Consider the following 20,740-nt stretch of genomic DNA (forward strand, 5'->3'; position numbering starts at 1 on the left):
TGCGACGCACCATGACCCGGATCACGCACGGGTTGACCACTTTGCGCAACCGTACGGGTGCGTACCGTTGCCGAAGCGGGTTTCTCCCCCGTCGCTTCGGGAACTGGGACCTCATGGTGCAAATCGGCTACACAATGATGTGCGAACAGGCGGGTCCCCGGGAGCTGGTCGAGCACGTGGTGGGGGCCGAACAGGCGGGCTTCGACTTCTCGGTCATCTCCGACCACTACTTCCCCTGGCTGGCCGCCCAGGGCCACTCCCCCAACGCCTGGGCCGTCCTGGGCGCCGCGGCGCAGGCCACGTCCCGCATCCCGCTGATGACGTTCGTGACCTGCCCGACCACCCGCTACCACCCGGCCGTGGTCGCCCAGCAGGCCGCCACGGTCCAGCTGCTGTCCGAGGGCCGGTTCCGGCTGGGGCTGGGGTCCGGCGAGAACCTCAACGAACATGTCGTCGGCTGGGGCTGGCCCGCGGTCGACGTGCGCCAGGAACGGCTGCAGGAGGCCGTGCAGGTCATCCGGGCCCTCTTCGCCGGCGGGACGGTCAACCACCACGGCGCCCACTTCGACGTCGAGCACGCGAAGCTGTGGGACCTGCCCTCGCCTCCCCCGCCGATCGGCATCGCGGCCTCGGGCGAACGCTCCTGCCGGATCGCGGGCGGGCTGGGCGACCTGCTCATCGCCACCGAGCCGAAGAAGGAGCTGGTGGAGGCCTTCGACCGGTTCGGCGGGGCGGGCAAGCCCCGTATCGGGCAGCTCGCCGTCTGTTACGACCCGGACCGGGACGCGGCGATCGAGCGGGCCCACGCGCAGTTCCGCTGGTTCGGCCTCGGCTGGCGGGTCCTGGCCGAACTGCCGCACGAGGTCTCCTTCGCCGCCGCGTCCCGGTTCGTCACCAAGGACGACGTCGTCCAGGCGATCCCCTGCGGGACCCGGGTCGAGGACTTCGTGGCGGCCGTACGGCAGTTCACCGAGGCGGGGTTCACCGAGGTCGCCCTGGTGCAGGTCGGCGGCGACCACCAGAGCGGCTATCTGCGCTGGGCCGCCGAGGAGTTGCTGCCCGCCCTGCGCGGCCTCTGACCACGGAAATCGGTTGCCCGCCGGCCGTCCCGGTGCTGCAGTGTGCGGATGGATCGAGACGAGTTGCTGGCGCTGTTCGACCGCCAGATGCGCCGGAACGCCCGCCCCGACGGCCCCGGGGCCCGGATCGAACGGGCGGACGGGGTCGTACGGCAGGTGTGCGCGGCCGAGCACGGCTGGCACGGCATCCTGTGGTCCGGCCTCGACGAGGGGACGGCGGACGGGGCGGTCAGGGCCCAGGTCGAGCACTTCACCGCACTGGGCCGCGAGTTCGAGTGGAAGCTGTACTCCCACGACCGGCCCGCGGATCTCGCCGGCCGGCTCCGGGCGGCCGGCTTCGTGCCCGAGCCCGCGGAGACCCTGATGGTCGCCCCGGTCTCCGCCCTGTCGCCCGACACCGGCCCGCCGGAGGGCATCCGGCTGCAGCCGGTGACCGACGCGGCCGGCGTGGCCCTTATGACGGAGGTCCACGAACAGGCCTTCGGCACACCGGGCCGCCGCCTCGGCGAGCGGGTCCTGGAGCAGCTGGAGCGGGAGCCGGACAGGCTCGTCGCGGTCCTCGCGATGGCCGGCGACCGGCCGGTGAGCTCGGCCCGCATGGAGTTCTGCCCGGGGACGGACTTCGCCGGGCTGTGGGGTGGCGGGACGGTGCCGGAATGGCGGGGGCGGGGCGTCTACCGGGCGCTGATCGCCCATCGCGCGCGCATCGCGGCCGAGCACGGCGTCCGCTACCTGCAGGTGGACGCGTCCGACCAGAGCCGTCCGATCCTGGAGCGGCTGGGGTTCACGGCGCTGAGCGTCACCACGCCGTGGCTGTACCGGCCGTAACGGGTCCGGGAGAGGAAAGGCCCGGCCAGGACGGGGTCCTGACCGGGCGGGATCTCAAGGTGTCGCACTGTTCGGAGAACCGGCCGGCCGTCGCGAGCCGCCCGGTGACGGTGCTACTTGTGAGCGGCCGCCGCGCTCGGCGTCGTGGCGCACGTGATGTCCGTGCCCACCGGGTAGATCCCGTCCTTCTTGGCCTGTCCGCCCTGGTACTCGTAGTACAGGTAGGAGTAGAGCTCGATCCGCCTGCTCGGGCCGCAGGCCGAGTCGGCGGCGATCTGGTAGGTCAGCTTGACCGTGCGGCTGGCCCCGGGGACGACGGGCACGTTGTAGCGCACGACGCCGCTCTGGTTGGAGACGTCGCACTGGACCGCGTCACCGCTGCAGGACTTGAAGGTGTACTTCAGCCCCGGGTCCTGCGAGGTGTTCCACGTCGGCTGGATCGACTGGTACACGAACTGGGTGTTCGTGGTCTGGTCGTTGGTGAAGGTCATGGTGAGGGTGACCGTCGAACCCGGCGTCGCCGACGCCTTGTCGGCGGCGATGGCCATGGCCGGTGCCGGGGCCGCCGAGGCGGGCTGGGCCAGGCCGGCGCCGAGGGCGGCGGCGAGGACAGCGGACAGGCCGAAACGTCTGAGCCGTGTGGAGTTCATGGCGGTGGAGCGTAGGAAGGCGCGCGCGGCCTGACAGCACCGCCCGATCAGGACCGGCCAGGGGACAGGACGGACAAGTGGCACGCGGCGCTGGTGCGGGGCAGGGTCCCATCCGGGAACATGCGTACGAGTTGACCGGAATATGCCACCGGCGCCACGACGGCCCTCCGTTCGTACGGCCGGCGGGCGGCCGGACGGGTGGCCGGCGGCGACCCGCCCGCGGCAGCGTTGCCACTCCCGGCGGCGCACCGGACCATGCGGCCATGTCTCAGTGCGAAGTGTGCGGCAACGAATACGCGATGGCCTTCACCGTGGAGGCCCAGGGCGCCCGACACGTGTTCGACTCGTTCGAGTGTGCCATTCACAAGATGGCCCCGATCTGCGAGCACTGCGGGGTCAAGATCGTCGGACATGGCGTGGAAGCGGACGGACGCTTCTTCTGCGGGGCGCACTGCGCGCTCTCGAAAGGCGCCAAGGGGCTGGTCGACCACGTGTGACCGGCGGTGCCGGAGCAGTTCTCAGAGCAGTTCCCGGACGATCCGCTCGGCCGCCTCGTCCTCGGCGGCGTGCGGTGACAGCTCGCTGAGCGTGTCCAGGTCCCGGTCCTCGCGGAGCTCGGCCTCCCAGGCGGCGGCCAGCTTCTCCTGCTGCTCCTGCGGCTGCTGCTCGACCTTCTGCCGGTTCGCGGGGCTCAGCGCCGCGAGGAAACGCGTCAGTTCGTCAGTCGGCATGGAGGGGCTCCCTCGGATGTTCGGCGGCCTGCGCTCCACTTCTACCGCGGACGGTGCCGGGCCGCATCGCGAGGACGTCAGACCCGGACCCTCTCGCACCGCTTGCGCAGTGCCCGGTTGAGGGCGTCGAAGTCCTCGGTCGTCCGGGCGACGGTCCCGGCGAAGGCGGGGACCAGCAGGCCGGTGAACTTCTCGTCCTGGACCACCCGGGTGCCGCCGCCGTCCAGGTCGGTGAGGACGAACCGGTGCAGCCCGTCGAAGAGGCCCGGCAGTACGAGCCGTCCCGTCCAGGACAGCTCCCGCTGCGGAACGGCGGTGCGTATGCGGGGCCGGAAGGTCACCGTACGGCCGTGGACGGGGAACATCCGCAGCCGCAGCCGGGCGCCCGGGGCGATCTCGCCGGACGCCTCCCGGATGAAGGGGTTCCAGTCGGGGTAGCGGGGCAGGTCGGTCAGTACCTCCCAGACCCGGGCCGGGGTCGCGGCTATGTCGACCATCGTGGCGATCTGGCGCATCGCCCTCTCCTCCTCCCGGACCGGCCGGCACCGGATGCGGACACGGCCGTTCCGCCTCAGGATAGGACGCAGGCGGACACATCAGCAGCCCGAGGAGGCGACGGTGGCCCAGGGGCAGCAGGTGCGTGCACGCCGGGTCTACGAGGACCCCGAGCGCGGCGACGGCACCCGGGTGCTCGTCGACCGCATCTGGCCGCGCGGGCTGAGCAAGGAGAAGGCCGCACTGGACGAATGGTGCAAGGCCGTGGCCCCGTCCACCGCACTGCGCCGGTGGTACGGCCACGACCCCGAGAAGTTCGCCGAGTTCGGCCGCCGCTACCGGGCGGAACTGCGCGACGCGGAGCACACCGAAGCCCTGCGGCACCTGCGGGAGCTGGCCGGGAAACGGACGCTGACCCTGCTGACCTCCACCAGGGAGTGCGAGATCAGCGCCGCTGCGGTGCTCACTGACATCCTGGGTGACTAGGGCGTGTCCGATGGGTCGGTGCGGGCTCCGCGGCGTCTGGTGCGGTGCATCGCAAGGCGGAGCATTACCCGCGTACTGGGCGTACTCGGGTGATGCGACAACGCGGCGAGGTGCCGTGCCTGGGGGCACCTCCCAGCGGTAGCTGGGGGAGCGTCGCGGGGCCCGTGCTGACCCGTCGGACACGCCCTAGGGCGTGTCCGACGGTTCGAAGTCGCGCATCCGGCGCAGGGGCGAGCAGAGCAGGACCAGCGGGGCCAGCGCCAGGGCGGCCGCGCAGATCCACATCGTCTGCCGGACGCCGGCGAACTGCCCGAGCGCACCGGCCATGAGCCCGCTCAGCGGGAGGACGCCCCACACCAGGAACCGCATCGTGGCGGTCATCCGGCCCAACAGCCCCGGAGGGCAAACGGTCTGACGGTACGTCACCTGGCAGATGTTGTAGACGGTGACGCCCGCCGACTGCACGATCGAGCCCAGGACGAACAGCCCGATGCGCCAGTCCTTCTCCGCCAGCGGGAGCAGCAGCCCGAAGGGGGCCGTCACCAGCAGTGACAGCCAGGTCAGCCGGGCGGCTCCCACGGCCTTGGAGAGCCGCTCGGTGAGGACCGCGCCGGCCATGGCGCCGAGGGTGGACATGGTGATGACCCAGCCGACCGCGGCGGGCGGGAGGCCGACCGTGCGGGTCAGGAAGAGGACGTTGATCGCGAAGATCGCGCTCAGGAAGAGATTGACGGCCGCGGTGTTGAGGGCGATGAGGCGCAGGATGCGGTGGCCGAGGACGAAGGACAGGCCCTCGCGGATGTCCTTCAGCAGGTCGCCGCGCGCGGCGGGGGCGGGCCGTTCCTCGCGGGCCCGGATGCTGCCGAGGAAGACCACCGACGCCAGCGAGGTGACGGCCTGGCTCGCGATCGTCCCCGCCGCGCCGAAGGCCTGGACGAGGAAGCCCGCGATGCCGGGTCCGCCGAACTCGGCGGCCGAACGGACGGTCTCCAGCTTGGAGTTGCCGCTGATGAGCGAGTCCGTGCCGACCAACGTGGGCAGATAGCTCTGGTCGGCGACGTCGCCGAACAGCCGGGCGCAGCCCAGCAGCAGCGCCGTGGTGTAGAGCAGGGCCATGGAGTGCAGGTCGAGCAGGTAGGCGACCGGCACGGCGGTGAGGAGGACGACCCGCAGCAGGTCGGCCGCGATCATGACGTTGCGGCGGCGCATCCGGTCGACCCAGGCGCCCGCGGGCAGCCCGAGGACGAGGAACGCGGCCTGTTCCGCGGCGGACAGCAGGCCGACCTGGAGCGCGGAGGCGTGCAGGGTGAGCACCGCCATCAGCGGGAGCGCGACGTAGGTGATGCTGCCGCCGAGCTCGTTGCAGATGTGGGTGGACATGAACAGCCGGAAGTCGCGGCGGCGTTGGTGTTGCAGCGCGGCGGTCTCGGGGGCGGCGGAGGCAGTGGGGACGGACACCTGGGTTCTTCCTCGGTGGTTCAGCGGTGGGCGGGCTGCGGTACGGGGGCGGCGGGCAGGGCCCGGGGGTCGAGCTTGCCGCCCGGGGTGCGCGGCAGGGCGTCCAGGACCAGGACGTGGGACGGTACGAGATAGCCGGGCGCCCGGCCGGCGACGAAGTCGCGGATCTCCTCCGGCCGTGCGGGAGTTGCCGGGTCGAGAGCCACGTAGGCGGCGAGACGGGGCTCGCCGAGGTCGTGCACGGCCCGCACCACCACGTCCCGCACGGCGGGGTGGGCGGCCACGGCCGCCTCGGCCTCCTTGAGTTCGACGCGGTGCCCCCGGATCTTGACCTGGTCGTCGGAGCGGCCGAGGAAGGCCAGCGTGCCGTCGGGGCCGCGCACGACGCGGTCCCCGGTGCGGTACATCCGGGCGCCCGGCTCACCGGAGAAGGGGTCGGCGACGAACCGTTCGGCGGTGAGGCCCGGGCGGCCGTGGTAGCCGCGGGCGAGGCAGGGGCCGCCCAGGTACAGCTCCCCCGGGGTGCCCGCGGGCGTCTCGCGCAGGGCGGCGTCCAGGACATGGGCGTGCACGTCCGGCAGCGGCACGCCGATCGGGATCACCGCGTCGCCGTCCCGCCCGGCGAGCTCCGCGGGGGCGGGCTCGTAGCAGGTGGCCGTGATGGTGGATTCGGTCAGGCCGTACGAGCTGACGACCGGCGGGCCGCCCGCGGCGGACCAGCGGACGAGGTCGGCCATGCGGCCGGCGTCGCTGCCGATGACGGCCAGGCGCAGTGCGGCGGGCAGCGGCCGGGGGCGGCGGTCGACGTCCCGGGCCCACTGGGCCCAGTAGGGGGTGGGCAGGTTGACGACGGTGACGCCGCGGCCGTCGAGCACCGGCTCCAGTTCGGCGGGCGAGAGGACGTTGTCGGCGACGAACACGGCGGTGCCGCCGGTGCACCAGGTGGGCACGGCCTCCTCGAGCGACACGTCGAAGGCGGGTGCGGCGAACTGCAGGACGCGGTCCTCGCCGGTCAGGCCGTAGCGCCCGGCGAGGGCCATCGCCTGGTGCTCCAGGCTGGCGTGGGCGACGGCCACGGGCTTGGGCACGCCGGTCGAGCCGGAGGTGAACAGCACATAGGCGAGGGTGCCGGGCAGGACCTCGGCCACGGGGCCGTCCGCGGGGGCCGCCTCGCGCGTGGCGGCCCAGAACAGTTCGGCGCCGCAGCGCCGTCGCAGTGCGGTGGCGTCCTCGTGCGTGGGCACGACGGCATGCCGGGTGCCGGACGCGGCGACGATGGTGCGCAGCCGCTCGTCGGGGGCGGCGAGGTCGACGGGCAGCAGGGCGGCGCCCGCGTACCAGATGCCCAGCAGCCCGACGGCCCAGTCGGCCCCGCGCCGCACGCCGAGGAGCACGGGATGCTCGGGGCCCGCCCCGGCGCTGCGCAGGTCGTGGGCCAGTGACCGTGCCCTGCGGTCGAGTTGACGGTACGTCAGGTCACCGGTGGGGCTGCTCACGGCGACGGCTTCGGGGGTGCGAGCCGCCTGCTGCGCGATGCGCAGCGGTACGGGGGTGTGCGTCCAGGTCATGAGGGTCGGGTCTCTCCAGTCGGTTCGGCGCGGGGTGCGGGCCCGTCAGGCTCCGGCGGCCCGCCGGGCGCGGGGGCGCAGGGCCGGGCGTGCGGGGGCGGGGGCGGCCGCGTCGAGGCGGGCGGCGATGCCGGCCGGGGTGGGGGTGGCGAACAGGTCCCGGATGCCGATGTCGGAGCCGAGGACCGTGCGGATGCGGCCGACGAGGCGGGAGGCGAGCAGCGAGTGGCCGCCGTGGGCGAAGAAGTCGTCGTCGAGGCCCGCAGTGGGCAGGCCGAGGACCTCCGCGAAGACCTCGCACACGGCCCGCTCGCGGTCCGTGGCCGGGGCCCGGCCGGTGCTGTGCGCGACCGTCGCGGGGGCGGGCAGGGCCTTGCGGTCGAGCTTGCCGTTGGTGGTGAGCGGGAAGGCCGGCAGGTGCAGGAACATCGAGGGGACCATGTAGCCGGGCAGGGCCTCCGCCAGCGCACCGCGGACCTCGCCGGGGGCCGCGGCGCCGGTGAAGTAGGCGATGAGCCGCTGCTGTCCGGCGCCGTCCCGGTCGACGGCGACGACGGCCTCGGTGACTCCGGGGGCGGCGCGCAGGGCGGTCTCCACCTCGCCGAGTTCGATGCGGTTGCCCCGGATCTTGACCTGGTGGTCCTGCCGCCCGAGGAAGTCCAGCTGGCCGTCGGCGCGGAACCGGGCCAGGTCCCCGGTGCGGTACATCCGGGCGCCCGGCTCGCCGGAGAAGGGGTCCGGGACGTAGCGCTCGGCCGTGCGGCGCGGGTCGTTGAGGTAGCCGGGCCCCACGCCGGTGCCCGCGATGAACAGTTCGCCGGGGACGCCGGGCGGGACGGGCGCGAGTCCCTGGTCGAGGATGTAGAGGCGGTTGTTGCGCAGCGGGCGGCCCACCGGCAGCCGCCCCTGGTCGAGTTGACCGGCCACGTCGTGGGGGATGAAGGCGTGGGTGTTGTCGTCGGAGCACTCGGTGAGGCCGTAGGCGTTGACGATCGCGGCGGCGGGGTGGCGCGCGTACCAGCGTGCGCAGAGTTCGGGCGGGAGGACCTCGCCGTTGACGATGAAGCGGCGCAGGGCGGGCAGCGCGGGGACGGGGGCTCCGGTGTCCCACAGGTCCACCGCGGCGCGGACGAAGGAGGGGACGGTCTCCAGGACGGTGATGCCCTCCCGGGCCGCCTCGCCGAAGAGGGCCTGGGTGTCGCGCGCGGTGTCGCGGGAGACCATGTGCACCCGGCCGCCGGTGATCAGCGGGGCGAGCATCTGCCAGACGGAGATGTCGAAGGTCAGGGGGGCGTTCATCACCACGCTGTCGGCGGCGGTCAGTCCGAGGTCCTCGACCTTGGCGAGGAGGTGGTTGTTCATGCCGCGGCGGTGCACCATGGCGCCCTTGGGCTTCCCGGTGGAGCCGGAGGTGAAGCAGACGTAGGCGAGGGCGTCCCGGCCCCCGGCCGCGGGCGGCCGTTCCGCGGCACCGGCGGCGTCGTCCAGGGTCAGTACCCGGACCGTGCCGCCCGCGGCGGCGGCGATCTCCTCCGCGCGGGCCCGCCGGTCCGGGGCGGCCAGCAGCCAGCCGATCCCGCCGTCGGCGAGCAGCCCGGCGGTGCGGCCGACCGGGCCCTCGGGGTCGAGCGGCACGTAGGCGGCGCCCGCGCCGAGGATGCCGAGCAGGGCGACGGGGACCCGGACGGTGGGCTCGGAGAGCACGGCGACCAGGGAGCCCGCACGCACCCCCGCGGTCAGCAGCCGACTGCTCAGGGCGTCGACGCGGGCGATCAGTTCCCCGTAGGGGATCTCCAGGCCCTCGGCGGTGACGGCGGGGGCGTCGGGGGTGCGCGCGGCGTGGGCGCGCACGCGCTCGACGGCCTCCGCGTAGTCCTCCTCCCGCGCGGTGTCGTTCCACTCGGTCAGGACCCGGTGCCGCTCGGCGGCGGAGAGGGTGTCCAGGTCGCCGACGGTCAGCTGCGGGTCGGCGGTCAGCGCGTCGAGGACGCGGACCAGCCGGGCCAGCAGGGCGTCGGCGTCGTCCCGGTCGAAGACGTCGGGGCGGTAGTCGATCTGCAGGCACAGTCGGGGCCCGGGGATGGCGGTCAGGCTCAGCGGGTAGTGCGCGGCGTCGTACGGTTCCACGGCCGTGACCGTGAGCTCGCCGTCGGAGAGGGCGGCCAGGCCGGCCGGGTCGACGGGGAAGTTCTGGAACGCCACGCAGGAGTCGAACAGCTCACCGGCACCGGCGAGTTGCTGGATCTCGGTGAGGCCGAGGTGGTGGTGGTCGATCAGCTGCGCCTGCTCCTCCTGGAGGCGCCCGAGGAGTTCGGCCAGGGGCTCGGCGCGGTCGATGCGCACCCGGACCGGCACGGTGTTGATGAGCAGGCCCACGATGTCGGCGACACCGGGCAGTTCGGGGGCGCGGCCGCTGACGACGGCGCCGAAGACGACGTCGTCGCTGCGGACGCGCTGGCCGAGCAGCACCGCCCACAGGCCCTGGAGCACGATGCTCGGGGTGAGGCGCAGGCTGCGGGCCAGGGCGGTGAGGCGTGCGGTGGCCTCCTCGGCGAGGGCGGTCTCGACCCGGTCGGGCAGCACCCCGCCCGGGCCCGGGGCCGTCGGGGCGGTACGCGTGCCGCCGCTCAGGCCGGCCAGTGCCCTCTTCCATGCCTCGCGGGCCGCCTCGCGGTCGCGCTCGCCGAGCCAGGTCAGGAAGGAGCGGTAGGGCGTGACGGCGGGCAGCGGGTCCCGGCCGGGCTCCGCGTGGTGGACGGTCAGCATCTCGCGGACGAGGACGGGCCAGGACCAGCCGTCCATGAGGATGTGATGGTACGTCAGGAGCAGCCGGTGTTCCTGCGGTCCGGTGCGCAGCAGGGTGAAGCGCAGCAGCGGGGCGCGGGTGAGGTCGAAGCGGCGCCGCCGGTCGTCGTGGAGCAGCGCGTCGAGGGCGGCCCGCTGGGCGGCCGCGTCCCGGTCGGTCAGGTCCGTCTCGGTCCACGGCACCCGGACGCCGCGCTGGACGACCTGGGCGTGGTCGCCGTTCGAGCGGCGCAGGAAGCCGGCGCGCAGGACGGCGTGCCGTTCCAGGACCGCGTCGGCCGCGCTGCGCAGCCGTTCGGGGTCGAGCGGGCCGGAGAGGTGGAACAGCAGCTGGGCGACGTAGATGTCGGTGTCGTTCTCGTCGTACTGGGCGTGGAAGAGGAGGCCGTCCTGCAGGGGGGACAGGGGCAGGACGTCCTCGATGCGGGACTGCGGGGTCGGCTGGCTCATGCGGGTGGGTTCCTCGGGGGTGCGGCGGGTCAGTGGGCGGGGCGGCGGCGGGCGCGGCGGACGACGGGCGGTTCCTCGTCGGCGGCGGGGGCGGTCCCGGCGTCGAGCAGGGCGGCCAGGGCGGCGACGGTGGGACCGGCGAAGAACTGGCGGACGGTCGGTGCGGCACCGAGGGCGGACCGGATCTCGGACAGCAGCCGGGTGGCCAGCAGGGAGTGCCCGCCCAGGTCGAAGAAGTCGTCGTGGACGCCGATGCGTTCGCGGCCGAGCACGCGCTGCCACACCTCGCACAGGGCCCGCTCGTTGTCGTTGCGCGGCGCGGCGTACGTGCCGCCGGCCGGGCCCTGCCCGGGGGCGGGGAGCGCGGCGAGGTCGAGCTTGCCGTTGGGCGTGACGGGGAAGCGGTCGAGCATGACGAGGTCGGCGGGGACCATGTAGTCCGGCAGCGTCGCACTCAAGTGGCCGCGCAGTTCCGCCGGTTCGGGGGCGGGGGCGCCGTCGGCGGGGACGACGTAGCCGGCGAGGGCGGGGCCGGAGGGCCCGGTCACGACGGTGACGGCCGCCTGGCCGACCGCGGGGTGGGCGGCGAGCACCGCCTCGATCTCGCCGGGTTCGATGCGGAAGCCGCGGATCTTGACCTGCCGGTCGGCACGCCCGAGGTACTCCACCTGGCCGCGGGTGTTCCACCGGGCGCGGTCGCCCGTGCGGTACATCCGCTCCCCCGCGGGCCCGAACGGGCAGGCGACGAAGCGCTCGGCGGTCTGGCCGGGGCGGCCGAAGTAGCCCCGGGCCAGGCCCGATCCGGCGATGTAGAGCTCGCCCGGGACGCCCGGCGGCACGGGCGCGAGGCCCTCGTCGAGGACGTACAGCCGGGTGCCGTCCAGGGGGTGGCCGATGGGCACCTGGCCGGCGGGCACCTCCTGTCCCGCGCGCAGGGCGAGGGTCGCGGCGAACGTGGTGGTCTCGGTGGGCCCGTACGCGTTGGTCACCACGGTGTCCGGGCATGCCTCCAGGACCCGGCGCACCACGGGCGGCGAGGCCGCCTCGCCGCCGGTCATCACCTCGCGCAGCGTGGCGAGTTGAGGAAGGCAGCGGTCGGCGAGCACGTTGAACAGGGCGGCGGTCAGGAAGGTGCCGGTGACGCGCTGTTCGGCGATGAGGCGGCCCAGTGCGTCGACGTCCAGCTCGCCGGGCGGGGCCACCACGACCAGGCCGCCGGTCAGCAGCGGCACCCACAGCTCGTAGGTGGAGGCGTCGAAGGCGTGCGGCGAGCGGAACAGCACCCGCTCGTGCGCCCCGCCGCGCCAGCGCCGGTCCAGGGCGAGCGCGACCACCTCGCGGTGGGCGACGGCCACGCCCTTGGGCGTGCCGGTGGACCCGGAGGTGTACATCACGTAGGCGAGAGCGTCGGGGTGACCGGTGACGGCCGCGCTGCCCGCGAGCGGCGGCAGCGGCTCGTCCTCGTGCCCCGCGATGCGCAGGGTGTGCCGGATGCCGGGCACGGCGGCGGAGCCGTCGTCGGCGAGCAGGACCACGGCCCCGGTGTCGGCGACGATGCCCGCGGTACGGGCCTGCGGCGCCCGGGCGTCCAGGGGGATGTAGGCGGCACCGGCCTTGAGGATGCCGAGGCAGGCCGCGACGAGTTCGACCGAGCGCTCCATCAGGACGGCCACGGCGTCGCCGGGGCGCACGCCCACGGCGGTCAGCCGGCGGGCGATCCGCTCGGCGCGGGCGTCGAGTTCGCCGTAGGTCGCCCGGCGCGGCCCGCAGACGACGGCGGGACGGTCCGGGCCGGTGCGGACCTGTTCGGCGAACACGCCGTGGACGGTGCGGTCGGTGTCCGCGGCCGGGCTGCCCTGCCAGCCGGTGAGGACGGCGTGTCGCTCGGCGGGGTCGAGGACGTCGAGCCGGCTCAGCGGGATGCCGGGGTCCGCGGTCGCCGCGGCGGTCAGCCGCACCAGCCGGTCGAGGAGGCGCTGCGCGCCGGCCGCGTCGAAGAGGTCGGTGGCGTATTCGAGGGTGAGGCCGATCCCGCCGGGGCCGTCGTGCTCGTCGACCTCCAGGGTGAGGTCGAACTTGGCGGTCCCGGTGCGCACCGGCTCCGTCGCGGCGGTCAGGCCGGGGAAGTGCGGCCCGGTGCCGCCGCCGGTCTGCTGGGCGACGGCCACCTGGAACAGGGGGTGCCGGGCCGGGGACCGGGCCGGGTTGACCTGCTCGACCAGGGCCTCGAAGGGGACGTCCGCGTGGGTCCGGGCCTCCAGGACGGTGTCCCGCACCCGCTCCAGCAGGGTGCCGAAGGACGGGTCGCCGGAGGTGTCGGCGCGGACGACGAGGGTGTGGACGAAAAAGCCGACGAGGTCCTCCAGCGCCTCGTCGTCGCGGCCGTCGACGGGGCAGCCCAGCGGCAGGTCGGTCCCGGCGCCGAGCCGGGTGAGCAGGGCCGCGAAGGCGGCCTGGACCGCCATGAACGGCGTGGCCCGGTGCGCGCCGGCGAGCGCGGCCAGGGCCCGGTGCGCGTCCGCGCCGAGGCGGGCGGAGACCACGGCGCCGCGGTGGCTCGCGGCCGCCGGGCGGGGCCGGTCGAACGGCAGGTCCAGCTCTTCGGGCAGTCCGGCGAGCCGCCCGGCCCAGTGGCCGAGCTGCTGCGCGTGGAGGCTGCCGGGGTCGGCCGGGTCGCCGAGCAGGTCGCGCTGCCAGAGGGCGAAGTCCGGGTACTGGACGGGGAGTTCGGGCCAGTCGGGGCTGCCGCCCGTCAGCCGTGCCGTGTACGCGGCCGCGAGGTCCCGCACGAGCAGTTCCATGGAGCGCCCGTCGCCCGCGATGTGGTGCAGTACCAGCAGCAGGTAGTGGTCCTCGTCGCCGTGGACCAGGAGGTCGGCGCGCAGCGGCGGTTCGGCCGCCAGGTCGAAGGCGTGCTCGGCGGCGCTGCGGATGTGCTGTTCCCGTTCCTCCGCGGGGCAGTGCGTCACCGTCCATGCGGGGGCGGCGCTGCCGGCGTCGAGGACGAGCTGACCGGGGTGTCCGTCGTGCTCGGGGAAGACGGTCCGCAGCGATTCGTGACGTTCCGTCACATCCGTGAGCGCGGCGCGCAGCGCGTCGCGGTCCAGGCGGCCCCGCAGCCGGAGGCCGAGGGGGATGTTGTAGAGCGCGGCGTCGCCGGTGCGGGCGAGGAGCCACAGCCGCTGCTGGGCGTGGGAGAGGGGGACGAGGTCGGTCGGCGGTACGAGGGTCACAGCAACTCCCCCAGCTGGGATGCGAAGTCGTCGAGATCGGCCTGGCTGATCCCGGAGAGGGACACGTCGGACGGGGTCGGGCCGCCGGTGCCGGGACGTTGTGCGTGGGCGGCGACGGCCGTCAGCATGGCGAACCACTCGTCGGCCAGGGCCCGGACCTGCTCGGCCCGGTAGGCGTTGTCCGCCCAGGTCCAGGTGGCGGTCAGGACGAGCCCGCCGGGCCCCTCGTGGGCCGCGGAGTTGACCTCGACGGCGTGCGCCATGGGCAGACCCTCGTCGGCGGAGTCGAGGGCGAAGTCGTGCCCGGGGGCCGCCGCCCAGTCGGCCTCGTCGCCCATCGGGAAGCGGCCCAGGTAGTTGAAGCCGATCCCGGGGATGCCGCGGGCGGCGAGGCCGGGGCCGGTCAGGGAGTTGAGGTGGCGCAGGAGTCCGTGGCCGATGCCCTTGTCGGGGACGGCCCGCAGGGCCTCCTTGACCTGTCGCAGGGCGGCTCCGACGGCCGCGCCGCCGGAGCGGGCGTCGTCGGTGTCCACCGCGCCGAGCGCGAAGCGGACGGGGTACACGGAGGTGAACCAGCCGACCGTGCGGGAGAGGTCCAGGCCCTCGGTGAGCTCCTCGCGGCCGTGGCCCTCCAGGTCGACCAGCACCGCTCCCCCGTCGTCCGCGCCGCCGCCCTGCCCCCGCCGCCAGGCGAGGACGGCCAGGGCCAGGCCGGTCAGCAGGACGTCGTTGACGGTGCCGTTGACGAGGGACGGCGCGCCGGTCAGCAGGGGGACGGTGACCTCGGACGGCAGGGTGACGGTGAAGGTGCACTCCGCGCGCTCCGGGGCCAGCCGGTCCAGGGCACAGATCCCGCCGAGCGGGGCGGGATCGGTGCGCAGCGTCTCCTGCCAGGCGCCGGCCTCCGCCATCCGCCGGCCGCGGCCGGCCTCGGTGGCGAGGACGGCCGACCAGTGCGCGAAGGGGGTGCGGGCGGGCTCCGGCCGGGGCTCCTCGCCCCGGGACAGCGCCTCCCAGCAGGTGACGAGGTCGTCCTGGAGGATGCGCCAGGAGACGCCGTCGACGACGAGGTGGTGGACGAGCAGGGCGAGCCGGCCCTGCCGGGCGGGCCCCCGGTCCAGCCACACCGCCCGGACCATGACACCGTTCTGCGGGGCCAACAGGCCCCGTGCCACGGCTATATGACGTTTCATCATCTCCGGCAGGGCGGCGTCGTCCACGTCCCGTGCATCGGTACGGACGAGCAGGCCGGCCGCGGCGACGGCCCCCGGCGGCTCGATCACCGGTTCCCACACCGCGGACGCGGTGCCCGAGGGCAGCCGCAGCCGCAGGGCGTCGTGGGTGTCGAGCAGGGCCTGCAGGATCGTCTCCAGGGCGTCCTGTTGCAGCCCGGCGGGGGTGCGGACCACCAGGGACTGGTGGTACGTGTCCACGGGGCCGCCCAGTTCGCGCAGCCAGTGCATGATCGGGGTGGGGGTGATCCGGCCGGTGCGCTGCGGCGGATCCGCCGGGGCGGTGCGCTCGGGCTCGCGGGCCGCGGCGGCCAGGGCGCGGACGGTGTCCTTGCGCAGCACGTCGCGGGTGCTGAGGACGAGCCCGGCCAGCCGGGCGCGGCTGACCAGCTGGATGGCCAGGATGCTGTCCCCGCCCAGCCCGGTGAAGCTGTCGTCGGGGCCGGCCTCCGGGACTCCGAGGACCTCCGCGAACAGGGCGCGGAGGGTGTCCTCGGCGGTGGCGGTGCTCGGTGCGTCAGGCATGGTGGTTCTCCACGGTTCTCCGCAGTTCTCCTCGGTTCTCCTCGGTGTTCGCCGGTTCCGGGGTCAGGGGCGCGGGTCCCCGAGGGCGGCCACCAGGCTCGCGGGGCGCATGTCCGTCCAGTGGGCCTCGACGTAGTCCAGGCATCCCTGGCGGGTGTCCTCGCCGTGCACGCGGGTCCAGCCGGCGGGGACGGCGGTGGCGGCGGGCCACAGGGAGTGCTGGTTCTCGTGGTTCCTGAGCACGAGGTAGGGGGCGGCGTCGTTCTCGAAGGGGTTGCTCATGGCTGCGGTTCCTCGGATTCCTGGGTGAGTGGTGGTCGGGTGGCGGGCGGCCGGGGTCAGTCGGTGACGACGCGCAGCCGGTCGCGGGCCGTGTCGAGCGCGCGGGTCACGTCCTGTCCGCTGTCGTGCCGGGCGATGACGTGGCCCAGCCGGTCGGCGGCGCTGCGCGGGCGGTGCACGGGCCTGCCGGGTGCGGCGGTGACGGTGACGGTCTCGACGCCCTCGACGGCCGCGGCCTCCGCGGTGCCCTCGACGGCGGCCAGCACCCCGTCCTGCGGGGCGAGCAGGAACTGGATGCCGGCGTGGCCGTGGTGGTCCGGCTTGAGCCGGGGCGCGAGTCCCAGCGCGACCCGCAGCTGCTGTTCGAGCAGGCGAACGCCGCTTGCGAGGCGGACGAGTTCGGGGATCATCCCGCCGGCGAGGCGCGGATTGATCTCGATGACGGCGGCGCCCTCCGCGGTGAGCCGCACCTCGGTGTGCGTGGCGCCGAGGCGTATGCCGGCGGCGTCCAGGGCGCTGCGGACGGTCTCGGTGATCTCCTGGGCGACGGGTGCCGGGAGGTCGGCGGGGAAGAGGTGGCGGTGCTCGACGAAGTGCGGTGCCCCGGTGACGGACTTGGCGGTGATGCCCACGCACTCGGTGCCGCCGTCCCAGGTGAACATCTCCACGCTGTACTCGGGCGCGTCCAGGTACTCCTCGACGAGCACGGCCCGGGCGGTGGGCATGCCGCGCACGTTCGTGGTGATCGCGAGGATCCGTTCGGCCTGGGCCGTCGCGGTGGGCTCGTCGGCGCACAGCAGGACGTTGGTGGAGCCGGAGTCGTCGACCGGCTTGACCACGCAGGGCAGTCCGATGCGGGTCACCGCCGCCGCCACGCCGGCCGCCTCCGTGACGACCTCGAACCGGGGCTGGCGCACTCCGGCACGGTGCAGGGTCCGCCGCAGGCCGGCCTTGTCGCGGCAACGGGCCACGGCTTCCTCGGGGTTGCCGGGCAGGCCCAGCCAGCGGGCCAGGGAGGCCACGGCCGGTACGTAGAAGTCGCTGGTGGTGGTGACGCCGGCGAGCTCCTCGCGGCGGAACCGCTCCTGGACCGTACGGCGCAGCTCCGGCTGGGAGTTGGTGTCGCAGACGATGACCTCGCAGCCGGTCTCCTGCAGTCCGGCGTAGCGGGCGGGGTCGTTGGTGAGCAGGACGGGCACGGTGTCCAGTTCACGGGCCAGGCCGAGGGCGAGCATGCCGGTGCCGGTGGTGTTGGACTCGACGAACAGCAGGTGCCGCCGGAGCTCCTGCGGCACCTGCAGCGGCATGCGGGACCAGGCCAGGGCGGTCTCGCCGGGAGCGACGGCCTCGGGCGCGGGGTTCACCGGCAGCTGCTCCAGGCGGTGTCCGGCCCAGTGCTCCTCGCTGTAGACGGTGTCGGCGTAGCGGTCGCCGCGGTCGGGGAAGATGCCGACGATGCGGGTGCCGGGGGCGGCTTCGGCGGCGAGGCCGCCGAGCACGCGGTAGACCGAGCCCGAGGTGTTGCCGGCGAAGATCTGCTGTTCGCGGGCCAGGTCCCAGGAGGCGGCGAAGGCCTCGTGGTCGTTGAGCCAGTGGACCTCGTCGACGAGCGGGCGGTCGAGGTTCTTGGGCAGGAGGCTGTTGCCGAGCCCGCTCTGCAGCCGCTGCGGCACGTCGGGCTGGCCGAACAGGGCGCTGCCGACGCAGTCGACGCCGACGACGCGCAGGCCGGGCAGGGACTCCTTGAGGGCGCGGGCGGAGCCGCACAGGGATCCGCCGCTGCCCACGGCGCCGACGAGGGTGTCGAACGGGCCGAGGTCGGCGAGGAGTTCGGCGGCGAGGGTGCGGTAGGCGCCGGGGTTGTCGGGGTTGGCGTACTGCTGGGGCCAGAAGGCGCCGGGCAGGTCGCGCATCAGCTCCTCGAGCCGCTCCAGGCGGGCGCTCTGCCAGCCGTGGCTGGTCATGGCCTGCACGATGTGCACCTCGCAGCCCAGGGCGCGGAGTTTGGCGAGGGTGACGGGGTCGATGCGGGGGTCGGTGACGATGTGCACCGGGTGCCCGAGCGAACGGCCGACGAGGGCGACGCCGAGGGCCATGGTGCCCGAGGAGCTCTCGATGACGGGTGCCCCGGGCTGCAGGACGCCCAGCCGGCGGGCTTCCTGGACGATGTGGCGGGCCACCCGGTCCTTCATGGCGAAGGGGTTCTGCAGCTCCAGCTTGGCGTAGACCTCCACGTCCCGGTCCGCTCCGAGGCGCAGGCGCACCAGGGGGGTGTGGCCGATGGCCTCGGTCATGGTGTCGAACAGCATGGTCAGTACTCCGGACGGTGGGGGCGGGCGATGGCGGGCACGGCGGCGGCCGGGGCGGGGTTCCAGACGTCGCCCGTGCCCAGGGAGCGGTGCACGGAGACCTCGCCGCCGAGGGCCGTGCAGGCGGCGCGGACGTGCTGCGTCTTGCTGTCCAGGGCCGGGTCGGCGGCCTCCAGGAGGATGCCGAGCATGGTGCCGCTGTGGGCGAGGACCAGGCCGAGGCCGTCGACCTCGCGGCAGAGCGCGTGCAGTTCCGCGAATCCGCCGCGGGGGCGGAGCCGGGCGTTGAGCTCGGCGCTGCGGGTGGCGACGGCGCCGACGGTGCGCAGGTCGCCATCGGCGACGGCCGTGGTCAGGCGGTCGAGCAGGGCGGCGTACTCGTGCCGGGACGCCGCGTCGAAGGTGCGGGGCCGGCGGTTGTGCGTGACGGTGTCGACCTGGCCGCCCTCGTCGTGGGCGACGACGGCGAGCGGCGGCAGGGTGCCGAGCCGGCGGGCCAGCCGGACCTCGCGGTGGTGGAAGGCGACGATCTCGTCGTACATCACCCCGTCCGCGGGCTCGATGCCGCGCAGGAACGCCTCGATCTCGGCGGGCCGGAAGCGCACGCCCCGGGCCGCCCCGACCGCGCGCACCGTGGCCACGAGGTCGGCGGAGGAGCTGGCCAGGCCCTTGCCCTCGGGCAGGTCGGCGGAGATCTCCAGCTCGCCGCCGCCGGGCATGCCGAGCGCGGCGAGCACCTGCTCGGCCACGGCACGGGACTTGCCCTTGTGGGCCGGGTGCACGGTCACGCCGCGGGCGCCGGGCCGGTGCCGGAAGACGGCGGTCGACCAGCGGGCGAGGGGGAAGGTGACGAGGAAGTCGCCGCCGTCCCCTGGCAGGGCCCCTTGGAGCAGCTCGCCGAAGGTGCCGAACGCCCGTCCCTCGCCGGTCCGTTGGACCGTGTGCCCGAGGCCTTCAGTGCTTGCGGCGTGCGTCGTCGTCGGTCCCGACACTGTTCTCACCCCGCTCCGTCGGCAGTCCGGTACTGCAGCTGCGGGCTGTCTGTGGCTGGTCGCGCAGTTCCCCGCGCCCCTTACGGGGCGCCGCAAGTCCCAGCACCCGGTCGGTCTCGACGGCTCCGGCACGCACCGCCGCCGCGCGCCGGTCCCACTCCGCGCTCAGCCGGACGTGTTCCGCGTCCAGTTCCTCCAGCAGCCGCCGCACGGCCTCGGGGTGGGCCGAGCCGGCCGAGGACATGCGCTCCAGTCCGCGCCGGACGTCGAAGGCCTCGGCGAGCAGGGCGGCCGCTCCGGTGACGGTCACGCCCTTCTCCGCGGCGGCCGCCTCCAGCAGGGCCGGGTCGCCCGGGGCGGGGGCGAGGCCCGCGCCGGCGGCCAGGACGACGTAGCGCCCGGCGACGACCTGGGCGGTGCGCCAGGGCACACCGGCCGTCAGGGTCAGCGCATTGGCGAGGCTGAACCCGCCGAGGAACTCGCGCTCGCAGGCCTCGCGCATGCGCTCCGGCCGGAAGGACAGGCGGCGCAGCACCTCGGTGAACAGCCGGACCGTGCCGTGGGCCGACTCGAAGGCGTCCAGCAGGTGGGTGTTGGCCTCCTTGGAGACCTCGACCAGGTTGCAGAAGGGGGTGTTGCGCTGTCCGAGCAGGGCGTCGAGGTGGAAGGCGCCCAGGTGCGCGGTGCGGCCCCGGATGCGTTCGAGGACCGGGTAGTTCTTCTTCTGCGGCATGGCGGAGGAGATGCCGGACAGCTCGTCGGGCAGCTCGATGAACCCGTACTCGCTGCTCCCCCAGGTCAGCAGGTCGGTGGCGAAGCGGCTGAGGGCGGCGCCGAGCAGGCCGAGCTCCGCGGTGGTCTCCGCGCTCCAGCGCCGGGAGGCGACGGAGGTCAGGGCGCTGGGCTGGGGCCGGGCGAAGCCCAGCAGGCGGGCCATCCGGTCGCGGTCCCAGGGAAGTTCCTGGCCCGCCATGGCGCCGGCGCCGAGCGGGCAGGCGTCGATGCCGTCGTAGGTGGCCAGCAGCCGCCGCGTGCTGTGCAGCACCTGCTCGCCGACCGCGGCGAGGTAGAAGCCGGGGGTGATGACCTGGGCGGCCTGGAAGTGGGTGTAGCCGGGCATGGGCAGTTCGCGGGTGGCCTCCGCCAAGTCGCGGGCGGCCGCGCCCAGTTCGAGCAGGCTGCGGGCGAAGCCCGCGAGCCGGTCCCGGCCGAACATCAGCTGGGCGCAGGACTGGAGGTCGTTGCGGCTGCGGTCGACGTGCCAGCGGGCGACGGGCCGTTCCAGGCCCTGCTCGACGTGGCGCTCCAGGGCGAAGGCGATGTCGGACATGTTGGCGCCGGGCCGGGCGGTGAGGGTGGCGGTGCCGACGCCGTCGAGCCGGGCGGCGACGGCGTGCGCCTCGCCGGGCGTCAGGATGTCCATCCGCTCGTACTCGGCGGCCAGCACCTTCTCGATGGCGACGTAGTGGCCGATCAGGTGGCGGGACTCGAAGCGGAACTGGGGCTCGAGCACCTCGTCGTGCAGCAGTGCGCTCGGGCCGCCGGCGATCCGGCCGCTCAGTGCGGCCACCCGGCCGTCTTCTTCGCTCGTCACGTGGTGTTCCGTTCTCGGTTCGG

At 74.4% G+C, this 20,740-nt stretch carries 16 protein-coding genes; 4 read left to right on the forward strand and 12 right to left on the reverse strand.

Annotation, left to right across the window (positions count from 1 at the left end; all coding sequences use genetic code 11):
* Positions 1-113 precede the first annotated feature (113 nt).
* Both HG542_RS09130 and HG542_RS09135 read left to right on the forward strand, forming a co-directional pair.
* Complete coding sequence (locus HG542_RS09130; RefSeq protein ID WP_171079610.1) at positions 114-1,079, forward strand: LLM class F420-dependent oxidoreductase; 966 nt, start codon at positions 114-116, stop codon at positions 1,077-1,079.
* A 48-nt stretch (positions 1,080-1,127) separates the two neighbouring features.
* Positions 1,128-1,907, forward strand: a complete 780-nt coding sequence (locus HG542_RS09135; protein WP_171079611.1) for a GNAT family N-acetyltransferase — start codon at positions 1,128-1,130, stop codon at positions 1,905-1,907.
* Between the two features lie 113 nt (positions 1,908-2,020).
* On the opposite strand, the gene HG542_RS09140 is transcribed toward HG542_RS09135, so the two are convergent.
* The gene (locus tag HG542_RS09140; RefSeq protein WP_171079612.1) at positions 2,021-2,557 is read right to left on the reverse strand and encodes a hypothetical protein; all 537 of its coding nucleotides are present in this window, start codon (positions 2,555-2,557) and stop codon (positions 2,021-2,023) included.
* Positions 2,558-2,820: 263 nt separating this feature from the next.
* Here HG542_RS09140 and HG542_RS09145 point away from each other — a divergent pair, with 263 nt between their 5' ends.
* On the forward strand, positions 2,821-3,054 hold the full coding sequence (locus HG542_RS09145; RefSeq protein WP_171079613.1) for a metallothionein: 234 nt from the start codon (positions 2,821-2,823) through the stop codon (positions 3,052-3,054).
* A gap of 21 nt (positions 3,055-3,075) precedes the next feature.
* Here HG542_RS09145 and HG542_RS09150 read toward each other — a convergent pair whose 3' ends face one another.
* Positions 3,076-3,288, reverse strand: coding sequence for a hypothetical protein (locus HG542_RS09150; protein WP_171079614.1), 213 nt, complete (start codon positions 3,286-3,288; stop codon positions 3,076-3,078).
* Between the two features lie 77 nt (positions 3,289-3,365).
* Positions 3,366-3,803 (reverse strand): SRPBCC domain-containing protein, encoded by a 438-nt coding sequence (locus tag HG542_RS09155; protein WP_171079615.1) that lies wholly within the window; start codon positions 3,801-3,803, stop codon positions 3,366-3,368.
* Here HG542_RS09155 and HG542_RS09160 point away from each other — a divergent pair.
* The gene (locus tag HG542_RS09160; RefSeq protein ID WP_306665288.1) at positions 3,775-4,269 is read left to right on the forward strand and encodes a DUF488 domain-containing protein; all 495 of its coding nucleotides are present in this window, start codon (positions 3,775-3,777) and stop codon (positions 4,267-4,269) included. The two genes, HG542_RS09155 and HG542_RS09160, sit on opposite strands and share 29 nt — an antisense overlap.
* 186 nt (positions 4,270-4,455) lie before the next feature.
* Here the strand turns inward: HG542_RS09160 and HG542_RS09165 are convergent, their stop codons facing one another.
* From HG542_RS09165 to HG542_RS09205, 9 genes are all read right to left on the reverse strand, one after another.
* Positions 4,456-5,727 carry an MFS transporter gene (locus tag HG542_RS09165; RefSeq protein WP_218039016.1) on the reverse strand — a complete coding sequence of 424 codons (1,272 nt, stop codon included), beginning with the start codon at positions 5,725-5,727 and terminating at the stop codon, positions 4,456-4,458.
* A 20-nt stretch (positions 5,728-5,747) separates the two neighbouring features.
* The gene (locus HG542_RS09170; RefSeq protein WP_171079616.1) at positions 5,748-7,295 is read right to left on the reverse strand and encodes an amino acid adenylation domain-containing protein; all 1,548 of its coding nucleotides are present in this window, start codon (positions 7,293-7,295) and stop codon (positions 5,748-5,750) included.
* 45 nt (positions 7,296-7,340) lie between these two features.
* Positions 7,341-10,550: a non-ribosomal peptide synthetase gene (locus HG542_RS09175; protein ID WP_171079617.1), complete on the reverse strand. Its 3,210-nt coding sequence runs from the start codon at positions 10,548-10,550 to the stop codon at positions 7,341-7,343.
* Between the two features lie 29 nt (positions 10,551-10,579).
* Positions 10,580-13,783: a non-ribosomal peptide synthetase gene (locus tag HG542_RS09180; RefSeq protein ID WP_171079618.1), complete on the reverse strand. Its 3,204-nt coding sequence runs from the start codon at positions 13,781-13,783 to the stop codon at positions 10,580-10,582.
* On the reverse strand, positions 13,780-15,540 hold the full coding sequence (locus HG542_RS09185) for a condensation domain-containing protein (protein WP_171079619.1): 1,761 nt from the start codon (positions 15,538-15,540) through the stop codon (positions 13,780-13,782). Before HG542_RS09185 ends, HG542_RS09180 begins: the two co-directional genes overlap by 4 nt.
* 63 nt (positions 15,541-15,603) lie before the next feature.
* On the reverse strand, positions 15,604-15,822 hold the full coding sequence (locus tag HG542_RS09190) for an MbtH family protein (RefSeq protein WP_171079620.1): 219 nt from the start codon (positions 15,820-15,822) through the stop codon (positions 15,604-15,606).
* A gap of 56 nt (positions 15,823-15,878) precedes the next feature.
* Entirely contained in the window at positions 15,879-18,131 is a 2,253-nt protein-coding gene (locus HG542_RS09195; protein ID WP_171079621.1) for a pyridoxal-phosphate dependent enzyme, read from the reverse strand.
* 2 nt (positions 18,132-18,133) lie between these two features.
* Positions 18,134-19,123, reverse strand: coding sequence for a GHMP family kinase ATP-binding protein (locus HG542_RS09200; RefSeq protein WP_171079622.1), 990 nt, complete (start codon positions 19,121-19,123; stop codon positions 18,134-18,136).
* Positions 19,086-20,717, reverse strand: coding sequence for an argininosuccinate lyase (locus HG542_RS09205; protein WP_229922575.1), 1,632 nt, complete (start codon positions 20,715-20,717; stop codon positions 19,086-19,088). Before HG542_RS09205 ends, HG542_RS09200 begins: the two co-directional genes overlap by 38 nt.
* Positions 20,718-20,740 lie beyond the last annotated feature (23 nt).

The sequence above is a fragment of the Streptomyces morookaense genome (assembly GCF_013030945.1).
In the GTDB taxonomy this organism is placed as follows: domain Bacteria; phylum Actinomycetota; class Actinomycetes; order Streptomycetales; family Streptomycetaceae; genus Streptomyces; species Streptomyces morookaensis.